The sequence below is a fragment of the Clostridia bacterium genome, assembly GCA_024685775.1.
Lineage (GTDB): Bacteria > Bacillota > Clostridia > Christensenellales > CAG-1252 > CAG-1252.
The window spans coordinates 27,709-49,972 of sequence record JAIKVL010000026.1; the positions used below are offsets into that span (position 1 = coordinate 27,709).

The following is a 22,264-nucleotide window of genomic DNA, read 5'->3' on the forward strand; positions in this document are numbered from 1 at the left end:
TATAGATATAGCATACACTAATCGACCTGTTTTGTCAATACCCTATTTTCACCCAAAAGATCAAATTCCCCCGATCTTTCCGCGGAAATGTAGTAAATCGCGAGTTGAAGACCATAAACGACGGGGCAAAAGATCCCGGGGTTCACGAAGCTCATATAGACGAGCCCGAGATAGGAGAAAAAGACGATCGCCGCATACTCCTTGTCGGGCGCGCGGCGGAGCGCCGAAAAACGCGCTTTGAGCATATAAAGATACGCCGCCACGCCGACGAGCCCCATCGAGCCGACGACCTGCACGGGAAGGCAATGGTAGCAGCCGAACATTCCTTCTTTATTCGCGTAGATGTCGCGCAGTCCGCGATAGCCGATGCCCGTCCCGAAGATCGGGTATTTCTTGAAGTTATTCGCCGCAACGATCATCATCCTGCCGCGATAGGAATCCATTTCGACGGCAAGTTCTTTGACTTTATCCCACAGCGCGATCATCGCGACCAAAGCGAGAACCGCCGCACCCGCCGCGACACAAACGGAAATGCGAAGTTTTTTCCCGTCTTTCATTTTGAAAAGCGCGTACGCGAAGGCGGTGAAAAGGACGGTCGCGAAGGACGCGCCGATCAAAGCGAGGCGCACTTTCGTCGAAGTCGGGACGATCCCTTCCTCAAACAGTTTTACGACTTCTTTTCTCCAAACGAGAATGATGACGACGGCGATCAGGACGAGGACGCCGAGCGCGATCGCATTCCTTACGCGCGTATCTTTATATTTATAAAGCGCAAACAGGACGTAAAAAAGGCAAGTCGCGGAGGTAAAGATCAATCCGCCGCGAGACAGCGACAGGACGGACGCCACACAGGACAACACGCCGACGACGAACGCCGCCGCGCCGCGAACGCCCTTTTTGCGCGAAAGATAGAAGCAGAACGGCATCGTCATAAGGACGGTGGTAGAAAGATTGTTTCCGATCGAAGAAAGCGCGTTCAACGAGAATTCCCACCCCGTGGAGATCACGGACAAATTCGAAAAGTACTGCACCGCGATAATAAAGACGCAATACGCCGCGGAATAAAAAGCGGTCTTCGCGACGTACTCCCTCATATCGTAGGCGCAATGCGGATCAAGCTTATAGTAGAGCGCGGAGTACAAAAGAAGCATTCCGAATCCGAGCCCGAACATATAGTAAAGCGAAGTTCCCGAAAAATAATGCGAAACGGGCAAACTGAAAAGCCCCCCGAGGACGAGCGCGACGGAAAGCGCGAGATAGCCTTTCGTCAACGCGCCTTTATGCGGTTTTACGCGATAAAAGAAGAAGTGGAACAAGACGCCGAGGACCGCGGGCACGCCCATCACGAATTTCAGCGACATAAAGCGATCGAAGCTGTCGTACAATCTCAAAACGACGAGCCCGATCAATATAAAAGGCAAAAACGCCGAAAGAGAATCGTCGGAAAGAATGAGTTTCGCGGAAATGATATAGACGAACGTAACGACGCATTCGACTTCTCTCTTCACCAAAAACAAAACGGCGGCGAGAAGGACTTCGAAAAGCATCATCCACTCGCTCGTCACCGCTTTACGCAAAAGCGCGAGAACTTTTCCCGCACCGTTTTTCATTTCATCGAAAGAAAGCATTATTTCGTGATCGTAACCTTTTTCAGGTTTCTCGGAGCATCGGGGTTATGACCCTTCTGCTTGCTGAGCTCCATCGCGAAAAGGTGCATCGCGACCGAATAGCCGACCGTCGAAGAAAGGTTATCCATCGAGGGCATTTTTACGCCGAAGGTCGCAAGATCCAACAGATCGTCGTTATCGCTGAACGTCAAGACGTTCGCGTTCAAAAGTTGCAATCTCGTCGCGATATCGCGGAAGTTCTCGCTGCACTCGCCGTCCGGCGCGAGAATAATGACGTTTACGCCCTCCTCGATCAAAGCGAACGGACCGTGCATAAAGTCGTTGGTTCCGTAGAACGTCGCGAAGGTGTAGGCGCATTCGTTGAGTTTGAGTTGCAGTTCTTTGCCGACGCCTTGCATAATACCGCGCGAAAGGATAATGAAATTATTCATATCCTTGACCTTTTCCGCCATATCCTCGATGGCGGGCAAAAGAGCGAGCGCTTCTTCGACCCTCTTCGGGAACGCATACACGACGGGCATCGAAGGCTTATCGGAAAGCGCGATCGCCAGCATATAGAGGACGGTGAGTTCCGCGATGTAGCTCTTCGCGCTCGCGATGCTCTTTTCTTCCCCCGCGCTGAGATCGAGATGATATCTGCCCGCTTTGGCGAGAGGAGACGAAGCGTCGTTCGTCACGGCGACGGTGATCGCGCCCTGCTTATTCGCCTGCGTCAGGACGGCGAGCGTGTCGATGCTCTTTCCGCTCTGCGAGACCGCCACGAACAGGTGATCGGAATAATCGACGTTCGCGCCGTACATCGTCGTAACGGAGGGGTGCGCGGTTCCCGCGGGGATCCCCGCTAAGGTTTCCACGGCGTACTTGAAGCAAAGCCCCGCGTTGTCGCTCGTTCCGCGACCGATGATCGTTATGTTTTTAATGCGGCGCTTTTTGACTTCCGCCGCGATCTCCTGAACCTTTTCGGAATTGGCGTGGATCGCGCTTTTGATGACTTCCGGTTCCGTCAAGATCTCATCGTACATGATTCCCATAGCTTTTTCTCCCGTCTCGCTGTGAAATTATTTTTTGAGAACGTCCGTTCCGACGTAGGGAACGAGGACGTCCGGCACGCGAACGCTTCCGTCCGCATTCTGGAATTGTTCGACGATCGCCGGGATCAAACGGCTCGTCGCGAGACCGCTGCCGTTCAAGGTGTGGACGAACAGATTCTTGCCCGTCTTGGGGTCTTTGTAACGCGTTTGATTCCTTCTCGCCTGATAGTCGTTCGCATTGGAAACGGAGCTGACCTCTTTATAGATGCCCATGCTCGGGATCCAGACTTCGATGTCGTACGTCCTCGCCATCGACGCGGAGCAATCGCCCGCCGCGAGTTTGCTGACTCTGAAATGCAAGCCGAGTTTTTCGACGAGAGCGCTCGCTTTGCCGACAAGCTCCTCGAAGGCTTTCTTGCTGTCTTCCTGCGTCGAATAGATGACCATTTCGACTTTGTTGAACTGGTGACCGCGGATCATGCCGCGCTCTTCGCTCCTGTAACTGCCCGCTTCTTTGCGATAGCAAGGCGTGTACGCGAAGAACTTCATCGGAAGTTTCGCTCCGTCGATGATCTCGCCCGCATACATATTGACGAGAGCGGTCTCCGCCGTCGGAAGCATAAAGTGACCTTTCTTTCTCTCCTCGCCTTCGAGCCAATAGACCTCGTCTTCGAACTTCGGGAATTGCCCCGCGCCGAAACCGCAGGAATAAGAAAGCTGATGCGGGGGAAGGATGAATTCGTAGCCGTCTTTCAAATGCTCCGCGATGAAGTAATTGATGAGCGCCCATTCGAGGCGCGCTCCCATATTGCGATAGATCCAATAGCCGCCGCCCGCGAGTTTTACGCCGCGCTCGTAATCGATGAGTCCGAGATCGGTGCAAAGGTCGACGTGATTCTTCGGTTCGAAATCGAACGTCGGTTTTTCTCCGACGACGCGGATCACCTGATTGTTTTCCTTTTCGCCGCCGACGAGGTCGTCGTCCGGGATATTCGGAAGACGGGCGATAAAATCGTTCATCTTTTCTTCCGTTTCCGCGATCTGTTTATCGAGCGCGGAAATCTCTTCTCCGAGCGCGCGCATTTCTTCGAAGATCGCCGTCGTGTCCTTTCCTTGCTTTTTGTAAAGGGGGATCTCGCCGCTGACCTTGTTGCGCTTCGCTTTGTTTTCTTCCACTTTGCGGATCATCGCGCGGCGCTCTTTATCCCATTCGAGCAGCTCCGTGAAATCCACGATCGCGCCCTTCTTTTGAAGAGCGGCTTTAACGCTTTCCGAGTCATTCCTGATAAGTTGTAAATCGATCATATCACACCTTCTTTTATTATTCCGCCTGAGCGGGTGTTTTCGTTTCGTCCGCGACGCCGAGAAGCCGCGCCGCGTTACCGTACAAGATCGCCTCTCTTTCTTCTTCCGTAAGCGGAAGGGAAAGGAAACGGTCGAGTTCTTCTTTATGTTTCCACATCGGGAAATCCGTCCCGAACATATATCTTTCGAATCCGAACGAACGGATCAGATCCGCCGCGCGGGATTTATCCAAAAACGCGAGGGAGGAACTGGTGTCGAAGTAAACGTTCGGCAAGTCTTTTAAGCAACCGACTTTATCCCACACCGAATACCCGCCGAAATGCGCCCCGATAAAGATCTGCTCGGGATACTTTTTCGCCATTTTCTCCAAACGAAGCGGCGAAGAATAATCGTAGCGCACGTCTCCCATATGGAGCAAGACGGGGAGTTTTCCCGCCGTCACGCGGTAAAGATTCTCCGCGTCGTCGATATTGAACTTTTGAAAGTCCGGATGAAGCTTTACGCCTTTCATTCCTCGCGAAAGCGCAAGCTCCACTTCCTGCTCGATCGCTTCGTCCGTCATTTCGTTATGGAGCGTCATAAACCCGACGAATTCGGGATGGCGCTGCATTTCGGAAAAGATATAATCGTTGATCGCGCGGACTTGATGGACGGTCGTGGCGGTCGAATGGACGACATACTTTTCGACGCCGATCGATTCGCCTTCTTTGACGAGCGAGTCGGGCGTCCCGTCTTCTTCCATCTCTTTCCCGTAAAATCTCCCGATCGCCGCGACGGCTTTCGCCGCGATCTTCTCGGGGTAAATATGACAATGCGCGTCGATAATGCGGTATTGTTTTTCTTCCTGTGCGTCGGACGCGGGTTGTCCGTTTACGATGATCATTTTTCTTCCTCTTCTCTTTCGTCCAAATACGTCGCGAGAAAATCCGCGCTGTGAGCGAGCGCGGCAAGCGGATACTTGTAGTACGCCTGCCCCACCGTAAAGCTGCCGCCTCTGACTCTGTCGTCAAAGCCGCCCATATGCCAATTGATCGCCATCGCCTCTTCCCTCGTCAGGCGCATAAAGCCGCTGATGATATAGACGGATTTTTCGCCGTGTCCGTAAGGAAGATCGTCCTCGACCGAGTAAAAGGGCTTCTTTTCCCAAGCGCCCGTTTCTTCGTTCTTCACGTTGCGATACGAGACCTTGTAGTAATTGATCTTGCAAAGGTCGTGCAAAAGCCCGATGATCGCCACGGATTCGGGGCTGTACGTCTCTTTCCAAGCCGCTCCGTACTCGCTTTCGAGAAGTTTGACGAGTCGATTATAGACGTTCAAGCTATGCGCGCAAAGCCCGCCCTCGAAATCATAGTGAAAGCGGGAGGACGCCGGCGCGGTAAAGAAATCCGATTTCGTCATAAGATAATCGAGAAGCTTGTCCGCGCCTTCGCGCTTGATCAGCGCGCGATAGGTGGTGATGAATTCGTTGTCGCGTTTTTCCGTTCGTTCCATTTTTCGTCGCCTTCGTTTAGCAGGCGGCGGAAATGCTCCGCCGCCGCAAGTTCGTCAGTTTCTGAGATCCGACGCCGCGAAGCTCGCAAACGTGAGAAGCGGAAGCCCGGGAGCGACGGAAGTAAAGAGAGTCAAAAGATTGGTCACGTCGAGCTCTTTACCGACGTAAGAGAGGACGACGATCGCCGCGTAGAACAAGGTCATCGCGGTCAAAAGCGCCCAAGTAAGCCAGCCGTTTACGCCGCGCGAGGTCGAACCGTTATGGATGCCGATCAGGGTAAAGAGCAAGCTGACGCCCCAAACGCCGAGGATCGCGTAGCGCATGATCGTCGCGGTGATCGTGATCTTCATCACGCCGGGGAGGACGAGGATCGCCGCGTAACCTGCGACGAGGATCGCCATATAGATGATCGGAAGGACCGCGGTTCCCGCCGTCGTCCCGAATTCGGAAGAACCGGACGAGAGCGAGACGGCGAACGCGATCGCCGCGAGAAGCAGCAGACCGTACACGCCGTAATCGACGTACTTACCGTACTCCGCAAGGATCTCCGGGAGCTTTTCGATCGTAATGAAATAAGGCGTGCCGCCGTGCATCGACCAGAGGGTGTAGAAGCAGAAGACCGCGTCCGCGAGAAGGACGAACAGGAATCCGAGTTTGCCCTTCTTCCCGGTCAAGCCGAGAATCGAGATCAAGGCGACCGCGCCGCAGAAACCGATCGTCGCGTATTGCAGGAAGTAGTCGCCGCCGATCAAGGGTAACTTGTCGATAAAAACGGAAAGCCACGTCTTCGGGAGTTGACCGAGAAGCGAGGGCGCGCCTGCGATCAAGTCCGCGGTGATCTTGCCTTCCGCCATGACGGCGAGACCGTAATCCGCCCAATGCGTGATGAAGAGACCGTATGCGAGATAGATCAAAACACCCGCGATGGACAAAAGCATCAAAAGAAATGCGATCGGTTTTTTGTAGATTCCCATAGTTTTCCCTCCTGCCGGTGCGGCTTTCTGCTCGCGCTCGGCTTTATTCTGTTTTTTGCCGTTCTCCATTCCCGGAGCAACGTAACGGATCGCTTTCTTTGCGCCCGCCGACTTCGGAGCCACGTATCTTCTGGTTCCGAGATCGGAAAGGCTTGCGGCGAACGCCATATCTTCATCGGTATAAGCGGGGGTTTCCTGCGCCGCCGCCTCTTCTTCGGCTTTCTTCGCGGCTTTTTCCCTCGCGCGTCTTTCTTTTCTCGTTTCTTCGACCTCGGGCTCGGCTTCTTGCTTCACCTCTTCCGAAGCAGACTCCGCGGGCGCGGGTTCTTCGACCTCGGGCGATTCGATTTCGAGCGTGGATTCGGGCTCCGCGACCTCGGGCTCCGCCGTTTCGGGTTCGGCAACCTCGGGTTCCGCGACCTCGGGTTCGACCGACGCGGATTCTTCGGTTTCGGGTTCCGCGATTTCGGGAACGTCAAGTTCCGCTTCTTCCGCAGCGGTTTCTTCCGCAACGGACTCTTCGACGGGAGCCTCTTCCGCAGCGGTTTCTTCAACGGCGCTTTCTTCCGCGGAGTCGGGCGTCAGGAACGCGGGCGTTTCGTCGTCGAAAAGCGCGGCGTCTTCGTCCGAGACTTCGCTTTCTTCATTTTCCGCCGCCTCTTCCGCGGGAGCGGTTTCGGGCGCGGCGTCCGAGATCAGATCGGGAGAAATATCGTCAAACGAAGAACCGTCGTCTTCCAAAGCGACCTCTCCTTTTTTCGAAAGGTCCTCTTCTTCCTCGGGTTCATCGTCTTCCTCTTCGGATTCTTCTTTTTCGGCGGGAACGTCGTCGTCCATCGCGATCGAGCTGTACACCATCGTCTCGTCCGAAGCGGGCGCGGGAGCTTCTTCTTCGGGGACTTCGTCCGAAATCAAATCGGAAGTCTCTTCGGCGGATTGCTCTTCGACGGGAGTCTCTTCGGCGGGAATTTCGCCGACGATCGCGTCGGGAATATCCGCGAGTAAGGATTCGTCGAAATCATCCGCAGACTCTTCCGCGGGCGTTTCTTCAACAGGCGCTTCCTCAACGGGCGTTTCCGCTTCGGATTCCGCCGCTTCTTCCGCGGGAATCTCTTCCGATGCGGGTGTTTCTTCGGTCGCTTCGATCGGTTCGGCTTCCTCGGCGGGGGCTTCTTCCGCTTTTTCTTCCTCGGGGAAAGTCTCGTCCATCATCGCGAGTTCTTCGTCCGAAATTTCGTTCGCCGCGTTCAAAGCTTCTTGCTTCAACGCGTCTTCACCGAATTCGCTTTCCTCTTCGTCCGCTGCGGGCGTTTCTTTTTCTTCCTTCGCTTTCTCGGCGGCGAGCGCTTCTTCTTTCGCTTTTTCTTCCGCAGCCTTTTGCTCCGCGAGCGCTTTTTCTTCCGCGGCTTTCTTTTCGGCAAGCGCCTTTTCTTCGGCTGCCTTTTCCGCGGCAAGAGCTTCTTCCTTCGCCTTTTCTTCGGCGATCAAACGCTCTTTTTCCGCTTCCTCTTCGGCGGCGATCCTCTCTTTTTCTTTCTCTTCGGCGGCTTTGATCCTCGCCTTTTCCTCAGCTTTTACCTCCGAGACCGATTTCGCGCTCTTCTTCAAAAGAGCGTTGCAATACGGGCAACGAAGTTCCGGCTGATCGAGATCGATAACGATGGTTTCTTTACATTGCGGGCACTTGCCTCTTCCGGATCTCATTTCTCCTCCTTTATTATCGCGCTTTCCGCGCGCGCACCGAGCGCGGTCGCACGCTATCTACGATAAAATTAATATACTACATAATATCGGAGAAACGCAAGCGATAATGACCGATTTGTCGAGAAGGAAAGATTTACCGCGAAACGCGAGCCGCGAGACGCCGCGAAAAGCCTTTCGAGCGGCGCGTTTCTCCGAAAAAAGGCATTGCATTTCCTTTTCGCTTGCGGTATAATGATTTCGACGCTTTAACGCATTATAGTGCGAAACAAAGCGCGGAGGGCGTATGACGCAGGAAGAAAGAAAAGAAGAACTCAAACGGGAGCTTTGCGAGGTTTTCGCCGAGATCGACAATGCGGACGATTTCGCGCGGCTCCTCGAAGACCTTTGCACCTATAACGAGTACGAGCAGCTCGCGCAGAGGCTTTACGCGGCGAAGCTGTTTCTCCAAGGCGGGACGTACAGCAAGATCAACGAAGAGACGAGCGTCTCTTCCGCGACGCTCAGCCGCATTTCCCGCTGCATCCGACACGGAAGCGGCGGCTACGGGGAAGTCCTGAAAAAGCTCATCGAAAAATAAGCAAAAAATCCCCGAGGTTCGGGGGTTTTTCTTTCGGATCGGGCGGGGAAACCCGTTCGAACGATCAAAAAAATCGGAGGTGTTTTATGATTAAAGACAATTTGACCTACGCTTCTCTTTACGAAGGCGTGAATCCCTTATTTCCCGCCGCGTTCGCCTTTTTGAAAGAGGCGATGAAAGAGAAAAAGGAAGTCGGGCGTTACGAGCTCGAAGGCGGCGCGTTCGCCCTCGTCCAGAGCTATGATTCGAAGAGCGCGGAAAATTGCAAGATCGAAGCGCATAAAAAGTTTATCGACATTCAATGCGTCCTGAAAGGCAAAGAGCTGTTCGGCGTGGCGGATCTTTCGACGCAGACGATGGTCGAAGACAAATTCGCGGAAAAGGACGTCGCGTTTTATAAAGGCGAAGTCGACCTTTTGACCCTGACGGACGGGGATTTCGTGATCGTCTTCCCCGAGGACGCGCATCGCCCGCAACAAGGCGACGGAAGCCGCGTCGAAAAAGTCGTCGTCAAAGTCCCCGTGGCGTAATCACAAAAACCGCAGAAATTTACGGAAAGCCGCGGAGATCGGGTAGTTCCCACCGGAACCCGGAAAGGGATGTTTTTCGTCGAGACCGTCGATCGGGACGAAAGAGATCCCTTTTTCTTTTATTTTCGTCGGAGCGTCGAGGACGGCTTCGAACCCGCGCATCTCCCAAATCATATGAGTAAAAACGTGGGAAATCGGCGGGAGTTCCCGACAAGGCGCGCCGATCTTCTTCTCCGCTTCTTCCTTCGATAAAACGCCTTCGACGTAGGGAAACTCATAAAGTCCCGCGAGGAGCCTCGCCCCCTCGCGATAGCGGACGGCGACGGCGTCTCCGACGCGAATCAAAAAGACGGTGATCGCCTCTCTTCTTTTCTCCCTTTTTGCGGATTTTACGGGAAATTTGTCTTGCGTTTTATTGCGATACGCGGCACAGTTTTCTTTGACGGGGCACTCCTCGCATTTCGGCGCGCCCGGCAAGCAGATCAAAGCGCCGAGCTCAAAAAACGACTGCGTAAAAGAAGACGTTTTCCCCTCTTCCATATACAGTTGCAAGATATCTTCGACCGTCGCGCGAACCGTCGATTTGGAGACGTCGGACGCATTCTCCATCAGTCGGGCGTACACGCGTAAAACGTTCCCATCCACGGCGGGTTCTTTTTCTCCGAACGCGATCGAAAGGATCGCTCCGACCGTGTAATCCCCGATCCCGGGCAAAAGGGAAAGTTCCTTTTTATTTCGCGGCAATTCCCCGCCGTATCGCTCCGCAACGATCTTCGCCGCCGCGTGAAGATTGCGCGCCCGCGTATAATATCCGAGCCCTTCCCACGCTTTCAAAACCAAGTCTTCGCTCGCCGAAGCAAGATCGGAAACCGTCGGAAAAAGGGTCATCCAACGCTCGTAATACGGGATGACGGCGGCGACGCGCGTCTGTTGGAGCATAATTTCCGAGATCCAAACCGCATAGGGAGAGGGATCTCTGCGCCAAGGGAGATCGCGTTTGTTCGCTTCGTACCAAGTTATGAGTTTCTTTACCGTTTCTTTCATTACTTCGTTCATATCGGTATTATACAAAAATTCCGACGCTCGGTAAAGAGGAAGCCGACTTTTTATTCGATTCGTATCGTTTTACGCCGAGAAAAAAGAAAAAACTATGCGTTACTTTTTCGGCCAGATAAAGTTGGATTTCAAAATTTCGCCGTTATCGACGAGGACGTCCTCCCCCGTCATGCTCTTGTTGACCACGGTCAGGAAGTACGCCCATTCCGCGATCTCTTCGGGATCCGCCCACTTTCCGAGCAGGCTTTCCGCGTAGACCGCCGCCCGCAAGGCGTCGTCTTCCAAAACGGGGGCGTTCGAAGCCGTTACGACGCCGCCCGGAGAAAGCGTGTTGCAGGTCGCGCCGAACCGCGCGAGACGAAGCGCGACGTTTTTGGTATAGCCGACGACGCCCGCTTTACTCGCGACGTACAAGGGAAATTCCGCGCCGTTTCGCGCGCTCGCCGAAGCGATATTCAAGACGGAGCGGATCGCGGGCTGAAACGCGTAGGTTTCAACCGTGTTGACGACGCCTTTCAAGTTGACGTCGATCGCGTCTTCTTCGGGGAGTTGGATGCCTGCCGCCGTGATCAGGACGTTTACGTCGTCGATGGCGGGGAGTTTGCCGCGAACGTCCGCTTGCAGATGCGTATAACGCGGATGAGAAAAATGCGCGGGAGCGTCAACGTCGATCCCGACGACGTTCCAGTTTTGCTTCAAGAATTTTACGGCGATCGCCATCCCGATCCCACCGTTTGCGCCCGTTAAAACAAGTTTCATTTTACCTCCGCTTTCGAAGCCTTGCGCTCCGCAATGTAATCGAGATACTCCTTGCCGACGTTCTCTTTTTCCATTCGAAGCATCGCGCGGTAGCCGATCGGCGAGAAGACGACCTCGAACAAAAGCTCCGCGAGCGCGCCCGTTACCGCGCACATCACGCATTGGAGCGGCGTCCAACCGAAGAAGTTATAGCTGACGATGAACGCGAAGATCAAGTTGTCCGCGAACTGCGCAAGGAAAGTCGACGCATAGGAACTGATCGAAAACGCGGCGAAGTTGTTTTTGCCGATTTTTTTCGTTATGAACGCGTTCAAAAAGTTGTTTGCGACGGCGGAAGCGGCGAACGCGACCGAACTGCCGAAGATGACGTACCACGCGGAGCGGAACGTCCCGTCCAGCGCGCCGTTGATGACGCCCTCCGAACCTTCGACGTAACTCATCGACCAAGTCCCCGGAATGAAGGACGCCAAGATATAAAAAGCGGAGAAGACGAGATTGATGCAAAGAGCGACGAAAGCGAGCTCGTTTGCCGCGCGCGGACCGTATCTTTTGGTCACGATATCCATCAAAAGGAACGCGAGCCAAGAAAGGATCACGCCGCAATCCAAAGCAAGCCAACTCAAATTGAGGTCGATGCTTTTATTCGCAAGCAGATTCATCGAAACGACCGACGTTACGAAGAGCGCGGTGATGAGAGACGGCAAGCTGCGGAGTAAGAGTTTGATTTCGTAAAAAAGGTTTTTGATAATCGTCACGATCGTGACCTCCTTGTTTTTTATTCGGAAGATGGTTAAGCAAGGAACATCTCCTATGGTTCGCGGAAACCCGCGATTTCCTCACCATTATAGCAATTGCCCGCGGAAAAGTCCAACGAAAAAAAGCGAATTTTTCTCCCATAAAGAAAAAATCGAAAAAACGCTTGCAAACGCCGCCGTAATGCTCTATAATACAAAAGTGCTTGGGGATATGGCTCAGTTGGTAGAGCGATACGTTCGCATCGTATAGGTCAGGGGTTCGAATCCCCTTATCTCCACCAAAATGCCGCGGCAGTTCGCCGCGGTTTTTTTTGTTCACTTGGGGATTCCGCACTTTGCTCTCAAAGTGCGCGCCTTCGGCGCAAACCCCTGCGGGCTGACGCTCGCACCTGCCTTTAACCGCTTTTCGATAAAATCCCCTTGCTTCCTTGCTTTCCTTCGCCTTTTCGCTCGCTATTCCGTCGCTTCGCTCCTCGCGAATCCCCTTATCTCCACCAAGCAAACTCAGTCGAATTTTCGACTGAGTTTTTTTTACACTTAACAAGGGGATGAGAACCGAGAGCGTTAAAAAATCGGCAAGTGATTTTTGCCGATTTTAGCGACTGACCGAAGCGCAGAACAAGGCATTACTTAAACAAAACGATTTGCCTTGCGAAGCGCAAGAGGAGAATCCCCTTATCTCCACCAAGATAGGTTCAAAGTAAAAACTTTGGACTTTTTGTACTCAAATGAGAGATAAGATTGCCATAAAGTGAGAGATGATTCACCACGATATAAAAAGCAAACTCATTCCAAAAGCGGCATAGCGAACAACGGCGCACGCTTTAACTTGTTTTAATAAAATCACTCCAAACTGCCAATTGAGATTTAAGAGAGGGATCATCAGCCTTCGTCTGCTCTTTTTAACCTAATAAGGCCTTCTGCTTTCACCTTATATCTAAAGACAATTGTATAGATGACATATCTTGCTTTTACTCTCTTTAAGACATCCTCCCTCTTCATAAATACACCCTCGTAAAGATATTGTCCATCTGCACGACGATACTGATCCACCATTTTATTTAATTCTTGTTCTGATAGATCATCAACAGAGAATTCATCAATGCGGATATTAACACCATACCCATCTTTTTTCACAATGAAACCATCTGACAGTATTCGACTCTTCGCTATGATAGTGGTCATTTTTTGCAAAAGTGCATCTTTCAAACTGTGATCTTTTATATCATAAATTAGATGCCGTGCATAATTGGTTATCCCCTGAATCTCATCACATAAGAATGCGGACAAAGCATCGTCATTATCCGTTGTTATCTCATTGCATCGGATGCTTTTATGAATATCATCAAGTATACCCTCGGATATATACTCTACGATAAACTCATCATGATTTATCGCGTTAGATTTCTTTTCATAAAGAAAACGGATATATCTTTGCGATGCATCGTCAAGAACAATTTTGTTGTCAAAGCCCCATTCTGCGAAAAGAATAGCTTCTACTTTTGGCTTGTACTTGAGAACTAAATCTTCATTACTAATGCTATTGCATTCGTCCACAAATGAATCCAGCTTTTCTTTTTTTCTTTTTTCATAGAAGGAATAAAACCTATGATTCCTTTTTTCATCGCTGATAAAACAATCGAACAACCGGGGTTCACTAGAAAAAAAACTAACTGCATTGCGCAATTCTTCCGAGGGGAGAAAAACACCCTCTTTATAATTCTCTTGCATAAACTGTTCGAGATAATAATCCGTTTTTCCTATAGAATAATCCTTAAGGATATCAGCATAATCATCATTAAGAGTCATTTCTTTGTTTAATAAATGAGCAATATACCAATCGCTTGCAATCTTTTCAGATAAAACAACCCAATGGGCAAAGCCGCTCATCGTTATATAATCCAAGCTGTCCTCATTCCGTCTAAATGCATCTATAAACTCTGAATAGTCCAGTTTAAACTCGCTAGAATACTTTTCAAATAGTTTTTTCCATGACACAATACTAGTAGTTCCAATCTTTTCCCCCTCTTGTATAAAGGCGGTAATGTTTTCACGGAGTTCTTTAGGAGCTTCATTGCTCAATTTGACAAGATAAAAAAGCTGAAAGCTAATTATCGCAAAGATCAAACCGCTTACGCCCTTATCAAAAGTAAAATAATATAGCGAGAACTGCTTTCTGATTTCAGACAGAAGTCGGAAATCCGACCGTTTTACAGAAAAAGATACAAGTATTATCATAATGTCTATGTACATCTTTTTTTGTAGCGGATCCATTTTCCGCCCATCGATCCAGATGAGTTCCCCACAAATTCTTTCAATAACTTTTTGAGCTAAATCGCATTCCATAAGTTGGAAAAGCACCCTTGTTATGTGATATCGATAATTCTCGGGGGTTTCCCCAAGGATTTTGATAATATCAAAAGACCCATTTAATATATTCAAAGTCCCATCTAAAAGCCCATCCACTGTCTTTTCCAATTCTTTTTTGTCGGTTATATTCTTCAAACCAAACGCTATCGCCTCTTGGATATCCAATAATTGATTTAATAATTTCTTGTTATAGACATCATCATCTTTGGATTTAAACCATTCATATGTTGGTTGTATATCCTTTTCGCAAATGCAATATTTAATTGCATTTATGTACTTGTTTTGTAGCAGATTTTTCATTTCTAACTGTTTGCTTTGTGAGATGATTTGATCTTTAACAATAGTCAACAAGGCGTTTCGCTTCATCATAAGAAGCGGTGTTTCTATATAAATAATATAAACACAAAAGAGAAACGCACACAAGGAAGTCCCTATACATACAAAAAACCAGTAGAACAAATAGCTTACTACATTGATGAGCAACAAAGTGAGAGAAAGGACCGTACTTGCTCGAAATGAAAAATGCTTGTCTTTTCGCAACTCTCTGTATTCATACAACTTCATTCCGGCAAATTCATTTGTTTGTACGGAAAAAGCGATTCCCATTATTTGCAGAATACAAACCACTATGGCAGTAATGATTTGCGTGACTAGCCCAAACGATGCAAGCGCCTTATCTATGCTAAGATTCTCCGGACGGTAAAAAATCTGCAAAAAAACTGAAATCATCCACAAAACAGATAGCATTATAATGAACGGAATGAATCCATGATGATTGATTTTTATCTTTTTTTCTTTTGATTCCTTTTTCATATTATTTTTCATCTTCATACTTTTTTGCATAATATAATAACCTCATTCACCGCCAAAATAAAATCCATCCCTTTATTTCATCCTGACATATCGAATGCTTTTCCCTTCGCCTTCCCGTTTAAGTTCACCTGATTCGACGAGCTTGCGCAACGCGCCTTCAATCGAACTGATACTGAGAGACGGGCAAAGCTCGCGAATGTCTTGCTTCCCGAATCTGCCGATTTTATTTTGCGCAGCCAAACGGACCGTTTCCAGCGCGGAACGCTTTACTTCCACGAGCGCGAAACGATCCTCAAAGTCTCTGTATGCGGCGAGGATCGTTCCGAGCAAGTACTTAATGAAAGGAACGGGATCGTCCTTCCCTTCGCGCCAGCCCTCTTGCGAAAGCGCCAAGGTTTCGTAATACAAGTCTTTGTTTTGGGCGATCTTCGCTTCAAGCGAAATATATTTGCCGACGTAGAAGCCGCTTCGATATAAAAGGAGCGTCGTCAAAAGGCGGCTCATTCTTCCGTTTCCGTCGTTAAAAGGATGTATGCAAAGAAAATCGTGGATGAAGACGGGGATCGCGATCAAAGGATCAAGCTCCGCATTCCCGATCACGCGATTATATTCTTCGCAGATCCGATCCAGCGCCTCGGGCGTTTCAAAAGGCGCAAGCGGAGTAAAAAGCGTTTCCCGATGCCCGTCGGGATAGGTTGCGCTGATATAATTCTGCACGGTCTTCGTCCGCCCGGCAAAAGAATTCTGCATGTGTCTGTAAAGGATCTTGTGCAATTGAAGAATATAGTTTTGCGTAATTGAGATCACGTCAAAACTTTCGTGGATAACCGCAAGCACGTCACGGTACCCCGCAATTTCCTGCTCGTTTCGGTTTTTCGGCGCCGTCTTTTCCGCGACGAGTTGCTTCATTCGCGTATTGGTCGTGACGATGCCTTCAATGGCGTTGGATGCTTCGGTACTCTGCACCTTGGCGATCTCAACCAGTTTTTCAAGCGCTTCGGGGCGTTGTTTGAGATACAGCTCCTGCTTACCCACCTCTTTATAAATGGCGGCGATCAGCCCGAGCGTCTCGGAATCCCACTTTTGATCCTTGATTATGCTGTAATTAAACGACCTCATACCCCTACCTCTCGGATTATTCCCTTAAATCGTAGCATATTATAAGGGGAAAATCAAGAGTTAAGGGAAAATCGCTCGAAAGAATTCTATCCGTTTTCATCATAATCTATAAATCGCGGAATTCTTTTTCCTTACAAGTTGCCCACCACATCGGACTTATCCGCACACCTGCATCGATTATTCGGGTGTGCGGATATTTCTTTATTTGCCGGAAGACTTCAATTCCGTTATTTTCGATCAGTCGAAGATTGATTATTTTAAGGGAGCCTAATCGCTCCTTTTTTCGTTTTTTTAACCCGATATTCCAATAATCTTTTTATTTGCCTATGATTTGATAACCGTTTTGCGCAAAAATACCGCAAATGGTTCTTATCACAACAACATACTTAATTTCAATAGCTTTCATGTTTTCATTAATACCATTGCTGGTCGACGAACATCTTCGTCCGATATGAGCGCAAGCCGCGATCGGGCGAACTTTTGGCGACAAATTTCCCGTTTTCCGAAAAACGCTATTTGAAAAACGATTTCCCATAAGCGTTTTCCTGCGGGGCGGCGAAAGTCCGCGGCTTTCGAATATAAACGGAGCTTCCTTTTTGCCCCGAATATCGAGCGATTTCGAGGGTATTTTTTCGATTCCAAGGATAAATCGTTTCTTAATTTTTTTTTATTTATACGCAAACGCGTCGCCAATCGTTTGCCTTTTGAAGGGTGAAAAGCATACAATGGTTTCGTAAACGAAATCACACGTTCGATCGGACGCAAGGAGAAAAAACGTTTTATGAGGAAAATGAGCTTAACGGCAAAGATCGTTTTGATCGTCTCGGCAGTATTCGTCATCGCCGGAACGGTGCTTGGCGTTATTTTCGTTGGACATACCCGATCGAACCTCAGAAAGATAAGTCACGAGCACATGCTCGACATCTCAAACACCGCGGCGGCTTCCCTAAACGGAGACGATCTCGCCGCATTGACCGCGGGGAGTGAAGGTTCCGAAGCCTATCGAGCCGCATTTTCCACACTCTCCGTCTTCCGCGACAACGCCAGCCTCAAAGACATCTACTGCATCCGCGAAACGAGCACGGGCTATATTTATATCATCGACACGAAGAAAGAAGATCCCGCAGCGTTCGGAGAACCAATCTCCGCAAATTCTTCTTTGAAACTTGCCGCCGAAGGGTCTCCCTCGGCAAACGAGAAAGCGAGCAAGAGCCGCGGAGAGAAGTATTACAGCGCATATTCCCCCGTTTTCGATTCCTCGAATCAAGTCGCGGCGATCGTCGCGGTTGATTTTTACGCAGACTGGTACGAAGCGCCCATTCGTCAAATTACCTTGATCTTCACCGCGGTCGGCATTATGTTTACGCTGTTCGCGGCGGCTTTGATCTTCCTCGTCATGAACCGAGTAAAGATCCGCCTCGACAAGGTATATGAAGACCTTTCCGCTCTTTCGAGCGACGCGGAGCATCTTTCCGACGAGATCCCGAACGATTACGGAACGAGGCGAGACGTCCGCCCGGAAAAGACCGCGGTGGACGACATCGGCGCACTCAGCTATCGCGTCCACGGGCTGCAAGCGCAGATCCGCCGCTACTTGGATTTCGTCCGCGAAAAAGCCTTTACGGACGGGCTTACCGGCGTTAAAAACCGCACGGCGTTTGCGGACGTCGTCCGACGCATAAACGAAAAGATCGACGCGGGAGACGCCGCTTTCTCTCTCGCGGTCTTCGATATCAACGGTCTCAAAAAGCTGAACGATTACTTCGGACACGAAACGGGCGACGTCATCATAACCGACGCCGCGGAGATTCTGACCGAATTCTTCGGAGAGAATTGCTATCGCATCGGCGGCGACGAATTTATCGCGATTCTGCAAGATGTCTCCCTCGAAGAAATGAAAAAGAAAGTCGCCGCGCTGACGGAAAAAGTCGAGGGGCTCGCCCCCGTGACCGAAGACGGCGCGGTCCTCGCCTTCTCCAAAGGCTGCGCCGCGTTCGATCCCGAGCAGGACGTCTTCTTCAACGACGTCTTCAAACGCGCGGACGAGGAAATGTACGCCGACAAAGCGTCGTTCTATAATCACAATAAATGCACATGAACTTAGCATTATCTGATATGACATTTCTCTCTAAGCGTTATAAACTTCTTGTTTTTTAGAGATAAAAATGTTATAATCATCTTACAAGAACAAAAGAGAAGCTATTTTATGAAACAGTCGATAGAAAGAAACATGGGGATAATTGGTTTTGTAATCACCATTTTGTCATTTGTTTATATTATTATAAGTATTTTCTTACCGAATAAAACAGCTGCTATCGTTGTCTCCTCATTTTGCGGAGTTGCTATAATCGCTCGAATCATATATCAAGTACTCAAGAAAAAAAAAGGCGGCGGCGATATATCCGATTTAATGGATATCATAGATGGCATATTCGAAATTAACCGAATAATATATGAAGCCGGACCCAGATTAAGTGATTGTAAGAAATTCTACGATAAAAGAGCGTGCGTTAAAAACGACTTATCAGATATTCTTGATAACTTTTGTAACTCTATCCAAAAATATGCAAAGCAAAAGTATTCTGCTTCCATTAAGATTATAGAAAACGATAATAAAATTCCCTCTATAATGGATAAAAAAATTTGGACAATTTGCCGATCAAAGAATTCAAACAAAAAGCGTAAGAATCTAGATAAACAATCGACAACGGCAAAAGAAAACACCTGCTATAAAGTAATTTTGGAAGATAACCAACAAAACCTTTTTATTTGCGGAGATTTGACCAATTATTCAAAGGAAACTTCGTCAGTCTATTTGAATCACAATCACGACTATTTACAGTACTACAAAAGCATAATCGTCGTTCCGATTGCAACAGAAGAAGCATATACTGAAGAAGAAATAAGCAGTCACAATATCATCTACGGCTTTTTGTGTGTAGACTCCAAAGAAGCCTCCGATGAAAAAAATATTACTATGGTTTATGAAGCATCATTACGACAAGCTGACTTGCTTGTTAAATACATACAGACTTATAATGGGATTACAGGAGGCTATATCAGTGAGATGTGCAAAACTGTATTATGATCAATCTGCCAATGTAAACGTAGATGGAAGACAACTGTCAGGACGGACAAATAACAGAAGCTCTTTGATAAGAGTTGGTTCTATGTATTATTCGAAAAATCCGACAAAAAAAAGGTTCCGCCTTGAATCCGAGACTGACCGTAAGCGATTAACAGAAGGATATATCGCTATGCCCATAAAAAAGTCACATTAATCTACCTATTACAATTTCCTCTCATTTTGTAAACGATCCATAACCGCGCTTTTTATTCGTTTTTTACAAAATGCGAGAATGGTTAAAATTTTTTAATTTTCCTCTTGACAGAGGGCGAAATCAAACATATAATGAGGAAAAAGAATACGGGCAAAATTGTCGAAAGGCAATGACGCAAAACTACAGGGTCCCTGAACGAGATAGCCAGCTGCACAAATCGCGAGAGCGAAACTGCAGCCGGCTTTTTTAATCAAGGGAGAGGAGCGCGAGATGTCGGAAGTCATTGAAAAAATCATAGCGGAAACGCTGGCGTCCGGTGTCAAACCCATCGAAAGGAAATACCGCGGCGTGTACGACGGATACGGGGAAACCCCGATCGCGTACGTCGGCGAAACCGAGGTATTTACGACGGCGTCCGGCGTCCTGACCGATTATCAAAGCGCGATCGAAGATCACGAGATCGGGATAAAATGGTCGATCGGAAACGTAAAAAGCGCGATCCGCGCCCTCGACGAACTCGAAAAAGCGGATAATCGCCCGGCATTCATCGCGGCGTTCGTGACGAGGTCCTTCCTCGAAAGCGACGTAGCGGAAAACCTTGCGGCGTTCGAAGAGACGGCAGACGAAAGAAAAGAAAGGATATGCCTTATATTCTCCGAGAACGCGCTTGAAAGTGCGATCGCCGAAAAAGGCGCGTCGGAAGCACGCGGCGCGGGATTCAAAACCGCGATCGACGGCTTCTCGGGGGAGAGATCCCTTGCGGCGTTGACCGCCTGCCCCACGGATTACGTCTTCTTTTCCGAAAAGATGACGGCGCTCGCGGGCGACAGGAACAAACCCGGCGTCTTTACGGCGTTTACGAGCTTGCTTCGCTCGCTTCGGACGGAGATCATCCTGACGGGCGTTCGATCGGACGACCAGATTCGCGAAGCGATCGCGGCGGAATGCTTCGGCATCATGCCCTCGAAAGACTACGCGGGCGAATTCAACTTTCCGACGGAAACGCGGGACCTTGAAAGCATCAAAAAGGACGTGGAGGCATCTTTATGAAACTCAGAAACCGAACGCTTAAATACGCGGCGGATAAAGATGTCGAGGACGCAGCCTCCACGACGGGCAGAAAACGCAGAATCACGATCCTTCGAAGAAACGCCGCGGAAGTTATGCATTACCGCATCCTGAAAAAGATCCTTCTGATCTTCGTGGCGATCGGATTTACGGGATTGATGGTCGGTTACTCCTTCGTCCTGCTCTACAACCGAACCGGAAGGTTCTCCGTAGCGGTAGACAATCCCGACGCAAGCTACTCGATCACGCTGTCCGAAAGTCCGGACTTCCGTTCGAGAAGTTCCCGCCTCGTCTGCGACCAGCAGGTTAAGATCACGAACATCTGCGGCGCGGGTCTTCCGAAGAACATCGACAACGTGGACGGGCAACACAACGGAGACAACCACCTCGCCTACACGTTCTACTGCAAGAACGTCAGCAGAACCCCCGTCGCGATGGCGTATGAAATGACCTTCAACAACGTGACGAACAATATAGACGAATGTATGCGCGTTCGCTTGTACGTCAACGGGACCCCGACCGATTACGCGAAGACGCGTTCGGACGGAACGGGCAAAGAAGATCACTTCTGCGACAGACCGTTTGCGGGAAAATACGTCGTCTGTCGAGACGCGATCGATTACGTCCTTCCCGAAGAGTACGTCAAATTCACCGTCGTGATCTGGGTCGAAGGAGACGATACCGATTGCAACGACAGCATCGTAAACGGAAAGATCAAATTCGATATGGAGATCGAAGGAAGATCGGTAACGGTACAACAAAACGACTGAAAAACGGCGCAAGCCGATGATATATAAAAAGAAATCAAATTAAAGGAGATTTGAGAAAAATGAAAAAAGCACTCAGAAAAATGATCCCTTCCATTCTTATGATGCTCATCGCGGCGGCGTTCGTCGGCACTTCGACCTTCGCTTGGTTCTCGATGAACAGGACGGTCACCGTCACCGGCATGAGCGTCGATACCAGAGTCGACGATAACTTGAAGATCGCGACGACCAATTCGGAAGCGAGCTACGACATCGCGCTTACGCAAAACCGCTCCGGTCACCTCCGCCCGGTTTCGACCGTGAACGGCGTCAGCTTCTTCTACACCGGCGCAGCGAACGTTAACGATTCCACCGGCGCAGCGAAAGCCGCGGCCTACACCGCTTACAGCGAAGCGGCGACCGGCAACCCCGTCACCAACGCTCTCGAGAACACCAACGCGGGCAAGACCAACTACGACGTCGCGTTCCAAACCGCGTACGGCATCGAGTCTCCCACGACGAGCACCGTCGTTTACGGCTACATCGACTACGTCTTCTACCTCAGAGCGACCAACGTTTCCGGCGCTGCGGAAGACCTGAAACTCACGAAGCTCAATCTTCTCTATAACGGAGCTGCGATCACGACCGAAAAGGCGTGGAGAGTTGCGGTCTTTGCGCAAAGCACCAGCGCGAATACCGCCCTCGACACCGCGGTGAGCGCTTCCGATTTGAAAACGATCCTTACGCTCTCCGACGCGGCGAACCAAACCGCCGGCAAAGCCGTTAACGCGACGGACTCCGTAAACACCGTTACCTACGGAACCGCAGCGGTCATCGACAGCATCGCGGCGAATGCGACCGAATACAACAAAGTCACCGTCCGCTTGTGGCTCGAAGGCGAAGACACGACCTGCAAGAACGACACCTACGCGTCCTTGACCAATGCATACACCCTCGGACTCCAATTCCACATCGGCGGAACGGAGACGGCGGTCACCGCAATCGGTTCCGTTGTGGCATAATCGCTGACGAAACTACGCTCCGACGGGCTTTTCC

General features: G+C 49.8%; 18 protein-coding genes, 1 tRNA gene and 1 riboswitch. Of the genes, 8 read left to right on the plus strand and 11 right to left on the minus strand.

Going from position 1 to position 22,264, the window contains the following annotated elements:
- Nucleotides 1-17: 17 nt before the first annotated feature.
- From K5753_04780 to K5753_04805, 6 genes are read right to left on the minus strand one after another with little or no spacing between them, the layout of a single operon-like run.
- On the minus strand, nt 18-1,610 hold the full coding sequence (locus tag K5753_04780; GenBank protein MCR4726516.1) for an O-antigen ligase family protein: 1,593 nt from the start codon (nt 1,608-1,610) through the stop codon (nt 18-20).
- A gap of 17 nt (nt 1,611-1,627) precedes the next feature.
- Nucleotides 1,628-2,659, minus strand: a complete 1,032-nt coding sequence (locus K5753_04785) for an SIS domain-containing protein (protein MCR4726517.1) — start codon at nt 2,657-2,659, stop codon at nt 1,628-1,630.
- Between the two features lie 27 nt (nt 2,660-2,686).
- Complete coding sequence (gene serS / locus K5753_04790; protein ID MCR4726518.1) at nt 2,687-3,964, minus strand: serine--tRNA ligase; 1,278 nt, start codon at nt 3,962-3,964, stop codon at nt 2,687-2,689.
- Between the two features lie 16 nt (nt 3,965-3,980).
- Nucleotides 3,981-4,847, minus strand: coding sequence for an amidohydrolase (locus K5753_04795; protein MCR4726519.1), 867 nt, complete (start codon nt 4,845-4,847; stop codon nt 3,981-3,983).
- Nucleotides 4,844-5,455, minus strand: a complete 612-nt coding sequence (locus tag K5753_04800) for a hydrolase (GenBank protein ID MCR4726520.1) — start codon at nt 5,453-5,455, stop codon at nt 4,844-4,846. Before K5753_04800 ends, K5753_04795 begins: the two co-directional genes overlap by 4 nt.
- 54 nt (nt 5,456-5,509) lie before the next feature.
- Nucleotides 5,510-8,134, minus strand: a complete 2,625-nt coding sequence (locus K5753_04805; protein MCR4726521.1) for a hypothetical protein — start codon at nt 8,132-8,134, stop codon at nt 5,510-5,512.
- A 283-nt stretch (nt 8,135-8,417) separates the two neighbouring features.
- Between K5753_04805 and K5753_04810 the strand changes: the two genes are divergently transcribed.
- Both K5753_04810 and K5753_04815 read left to right on the plus strand, forming a co-directional pair.
- On the plus strand, nt 8,418-8,711 hold the full coding sequence (locus tag K5753_04810; protein ID MCR4726522.1) for a hypothetical protein: 294 nt from the start codon (nt 8,418-8,420) through the stop codon (nt 8,709-8,711).
- A gap of 86 nt (nt 8,712-8,797) precedes the next feature.
- Nucleotides 8,798-9,241 (plus strand): YhcH/YjgK/YiaL family protein, encoded by a 444-nt coding sequence (locus K5753_04815; GenBank protein ID MCR4726523.1) that lies wholly within the window; start codon nt 8,798-8,800, stop codon nt 9,239-9,241.
- Here K5753_04815 and mutY read toward each other — a convergent pair whose 3' ends face one another.
- The 3 genes from mutY to K5753_04830 form a co-directional block, all read right to left on the minus strand.
- Nucleotides 9,242-10,297, minus strand: a complete 1,056-nt coding sequence (gene mutY, locus K5753_04820) for an A/G-specific adenine glycosylase (protein ID MCR4726524.1) — start codon at nt 10,295-10,297, stop codon at nt 9,242-9,244.
- A 99-nt stretch (nt 10,298-10,396) separates the two neighbouring features.
- Nucleotides 10,397-11,056: an SDR family oxidoreductase gene (locus K5753_04825; protein MCR4726525.1), complete on the minus strand. Its 660-nt coding sequence runs from the start codon at nt 11,054-11,056 to the stop codon at nt 10,397-10,399.
- Nucleotides 11,053-11,715: a VUT family protein gene (locus tag K5753_04830; protein MCR4726526.1), complete on the minus strand. Its 663-nt coding sequence runs from the start codon at nt 11,713-11,715 to the stop codon at nt 11,053-11,055. The genes K5753_04825 and K5753_04830 overlap by 4 nt, the downstream gene beginning before the upstream one ends.
- Before the next feature lie 301 nt (nt 11,716-12,016).
- On the opposite strand from K5753_04830, the gene K5753_04835 reads away from it, so the two are divergent.
- A tRNA-Ala gene (locus K5753_04835) sits at nt 12,017-12,092 on the plus strand.
- A gap of 601 nt (nt 12,093-12,693) precedes the next feature.
- On the opposite strand, the gene K5753_04840 is transcribed toward K5753_04835, so the two are convergent.
- Together K5753_04840 and K5753_04845 are read right to left on the minus strand one after the other, a co-directional pair.
- A complete protein-coding gene (locus tag K5753_04840) occupies nt 12,694-15,012 on the minus strand; it encodes a hypothetical protein (protein MCR4726527.1) in 2,319 nt (772 codons plus the stop codon).
- A 54-nt stretch (nt 15,013-15,066) separates the two neighbouring features.
- Nucleotides 15,067-16,113, minus strand: coding sequence for a Fic family protein (locus tag K5753_04845; protein MCR4726528.1), 1,047 nt, complete (start codon nt 16,111-16,113; stop codon nt 15,067-15,069).
- Nucleotides 16,114-16,903: 790 nt separating this feature from the next.
- Between K5753_04845 and K5753_04850 the strand changes: the two genes are divergently transcribed.
- The 5 genes from K5753_04850 (at nt 16,904) to K5753_04870 (ending at nt 22,230) form a co-directional block, all read left to right on the plus strand.
- A complete protein-coding gene (locus tag K5753_04850) occupies nt 16,904-18,211 on the plus strand; it encodes a GGDEF domain-containing protein (protein ID MCR4726529.1) in 1,308 nt (435 codons plus the stop codon).
- 108 nt (nt 18,212-18,319) lie between these two features.
- Nucleotides 18,320-19,201: a hypothetical protein gene (locus K5753_04855; GenBank protein MCR4726530.1), complete on the plus strand. Its 882-nt coding sequence runs from the start codon at nt 18,320-18,322 to the stop codon at nt 19,199-19,201.
- 332 nt (nt 19,202-19,533) lie between these two features.
- Nucleotides 19,534-19,610, plus strand: a riboswitch (cyclic di-GMP riboswitch).
- A gap of 54 nt (nt 19,611-19,664) precedes the next feature.
- A complete protein-coding gene (locus tag K5753_04860) occupies nt 19,665-20,444 on the plus strand; it encodes an EAL domain-containing protein (protein ID MCR4726531.1) in 780 nt (259 codons plus the stop codon).
- Nucleotides 20,441-21,232 carry a hypothetical protein gene (locus K5753_04865; GenBank protein MCR4726532.1) on the plus strand — a complete coding sequence of 264 codons (792 nt, stop codon included), beginning with the start codon at nt 20,441-20,443 and terminating at the stop codon, nt 21,230-21,232. Before K5753_04860 ends, K5753_04865 begins: the two co-directional genes overlap by 4 nt.
- Nucleotides 21,233-21,291: 59 nt before the next feature.
- Entirely contained in the window at nt 21,292-22,230 is a 939-nt protein-coding gene (locus K5753_04870; protein MCR4726533.1) for a hypothetical protein, read from the plus strand.
- Nucleotides 22,231-22,264 lie beyond the last annotated feature (34 nt).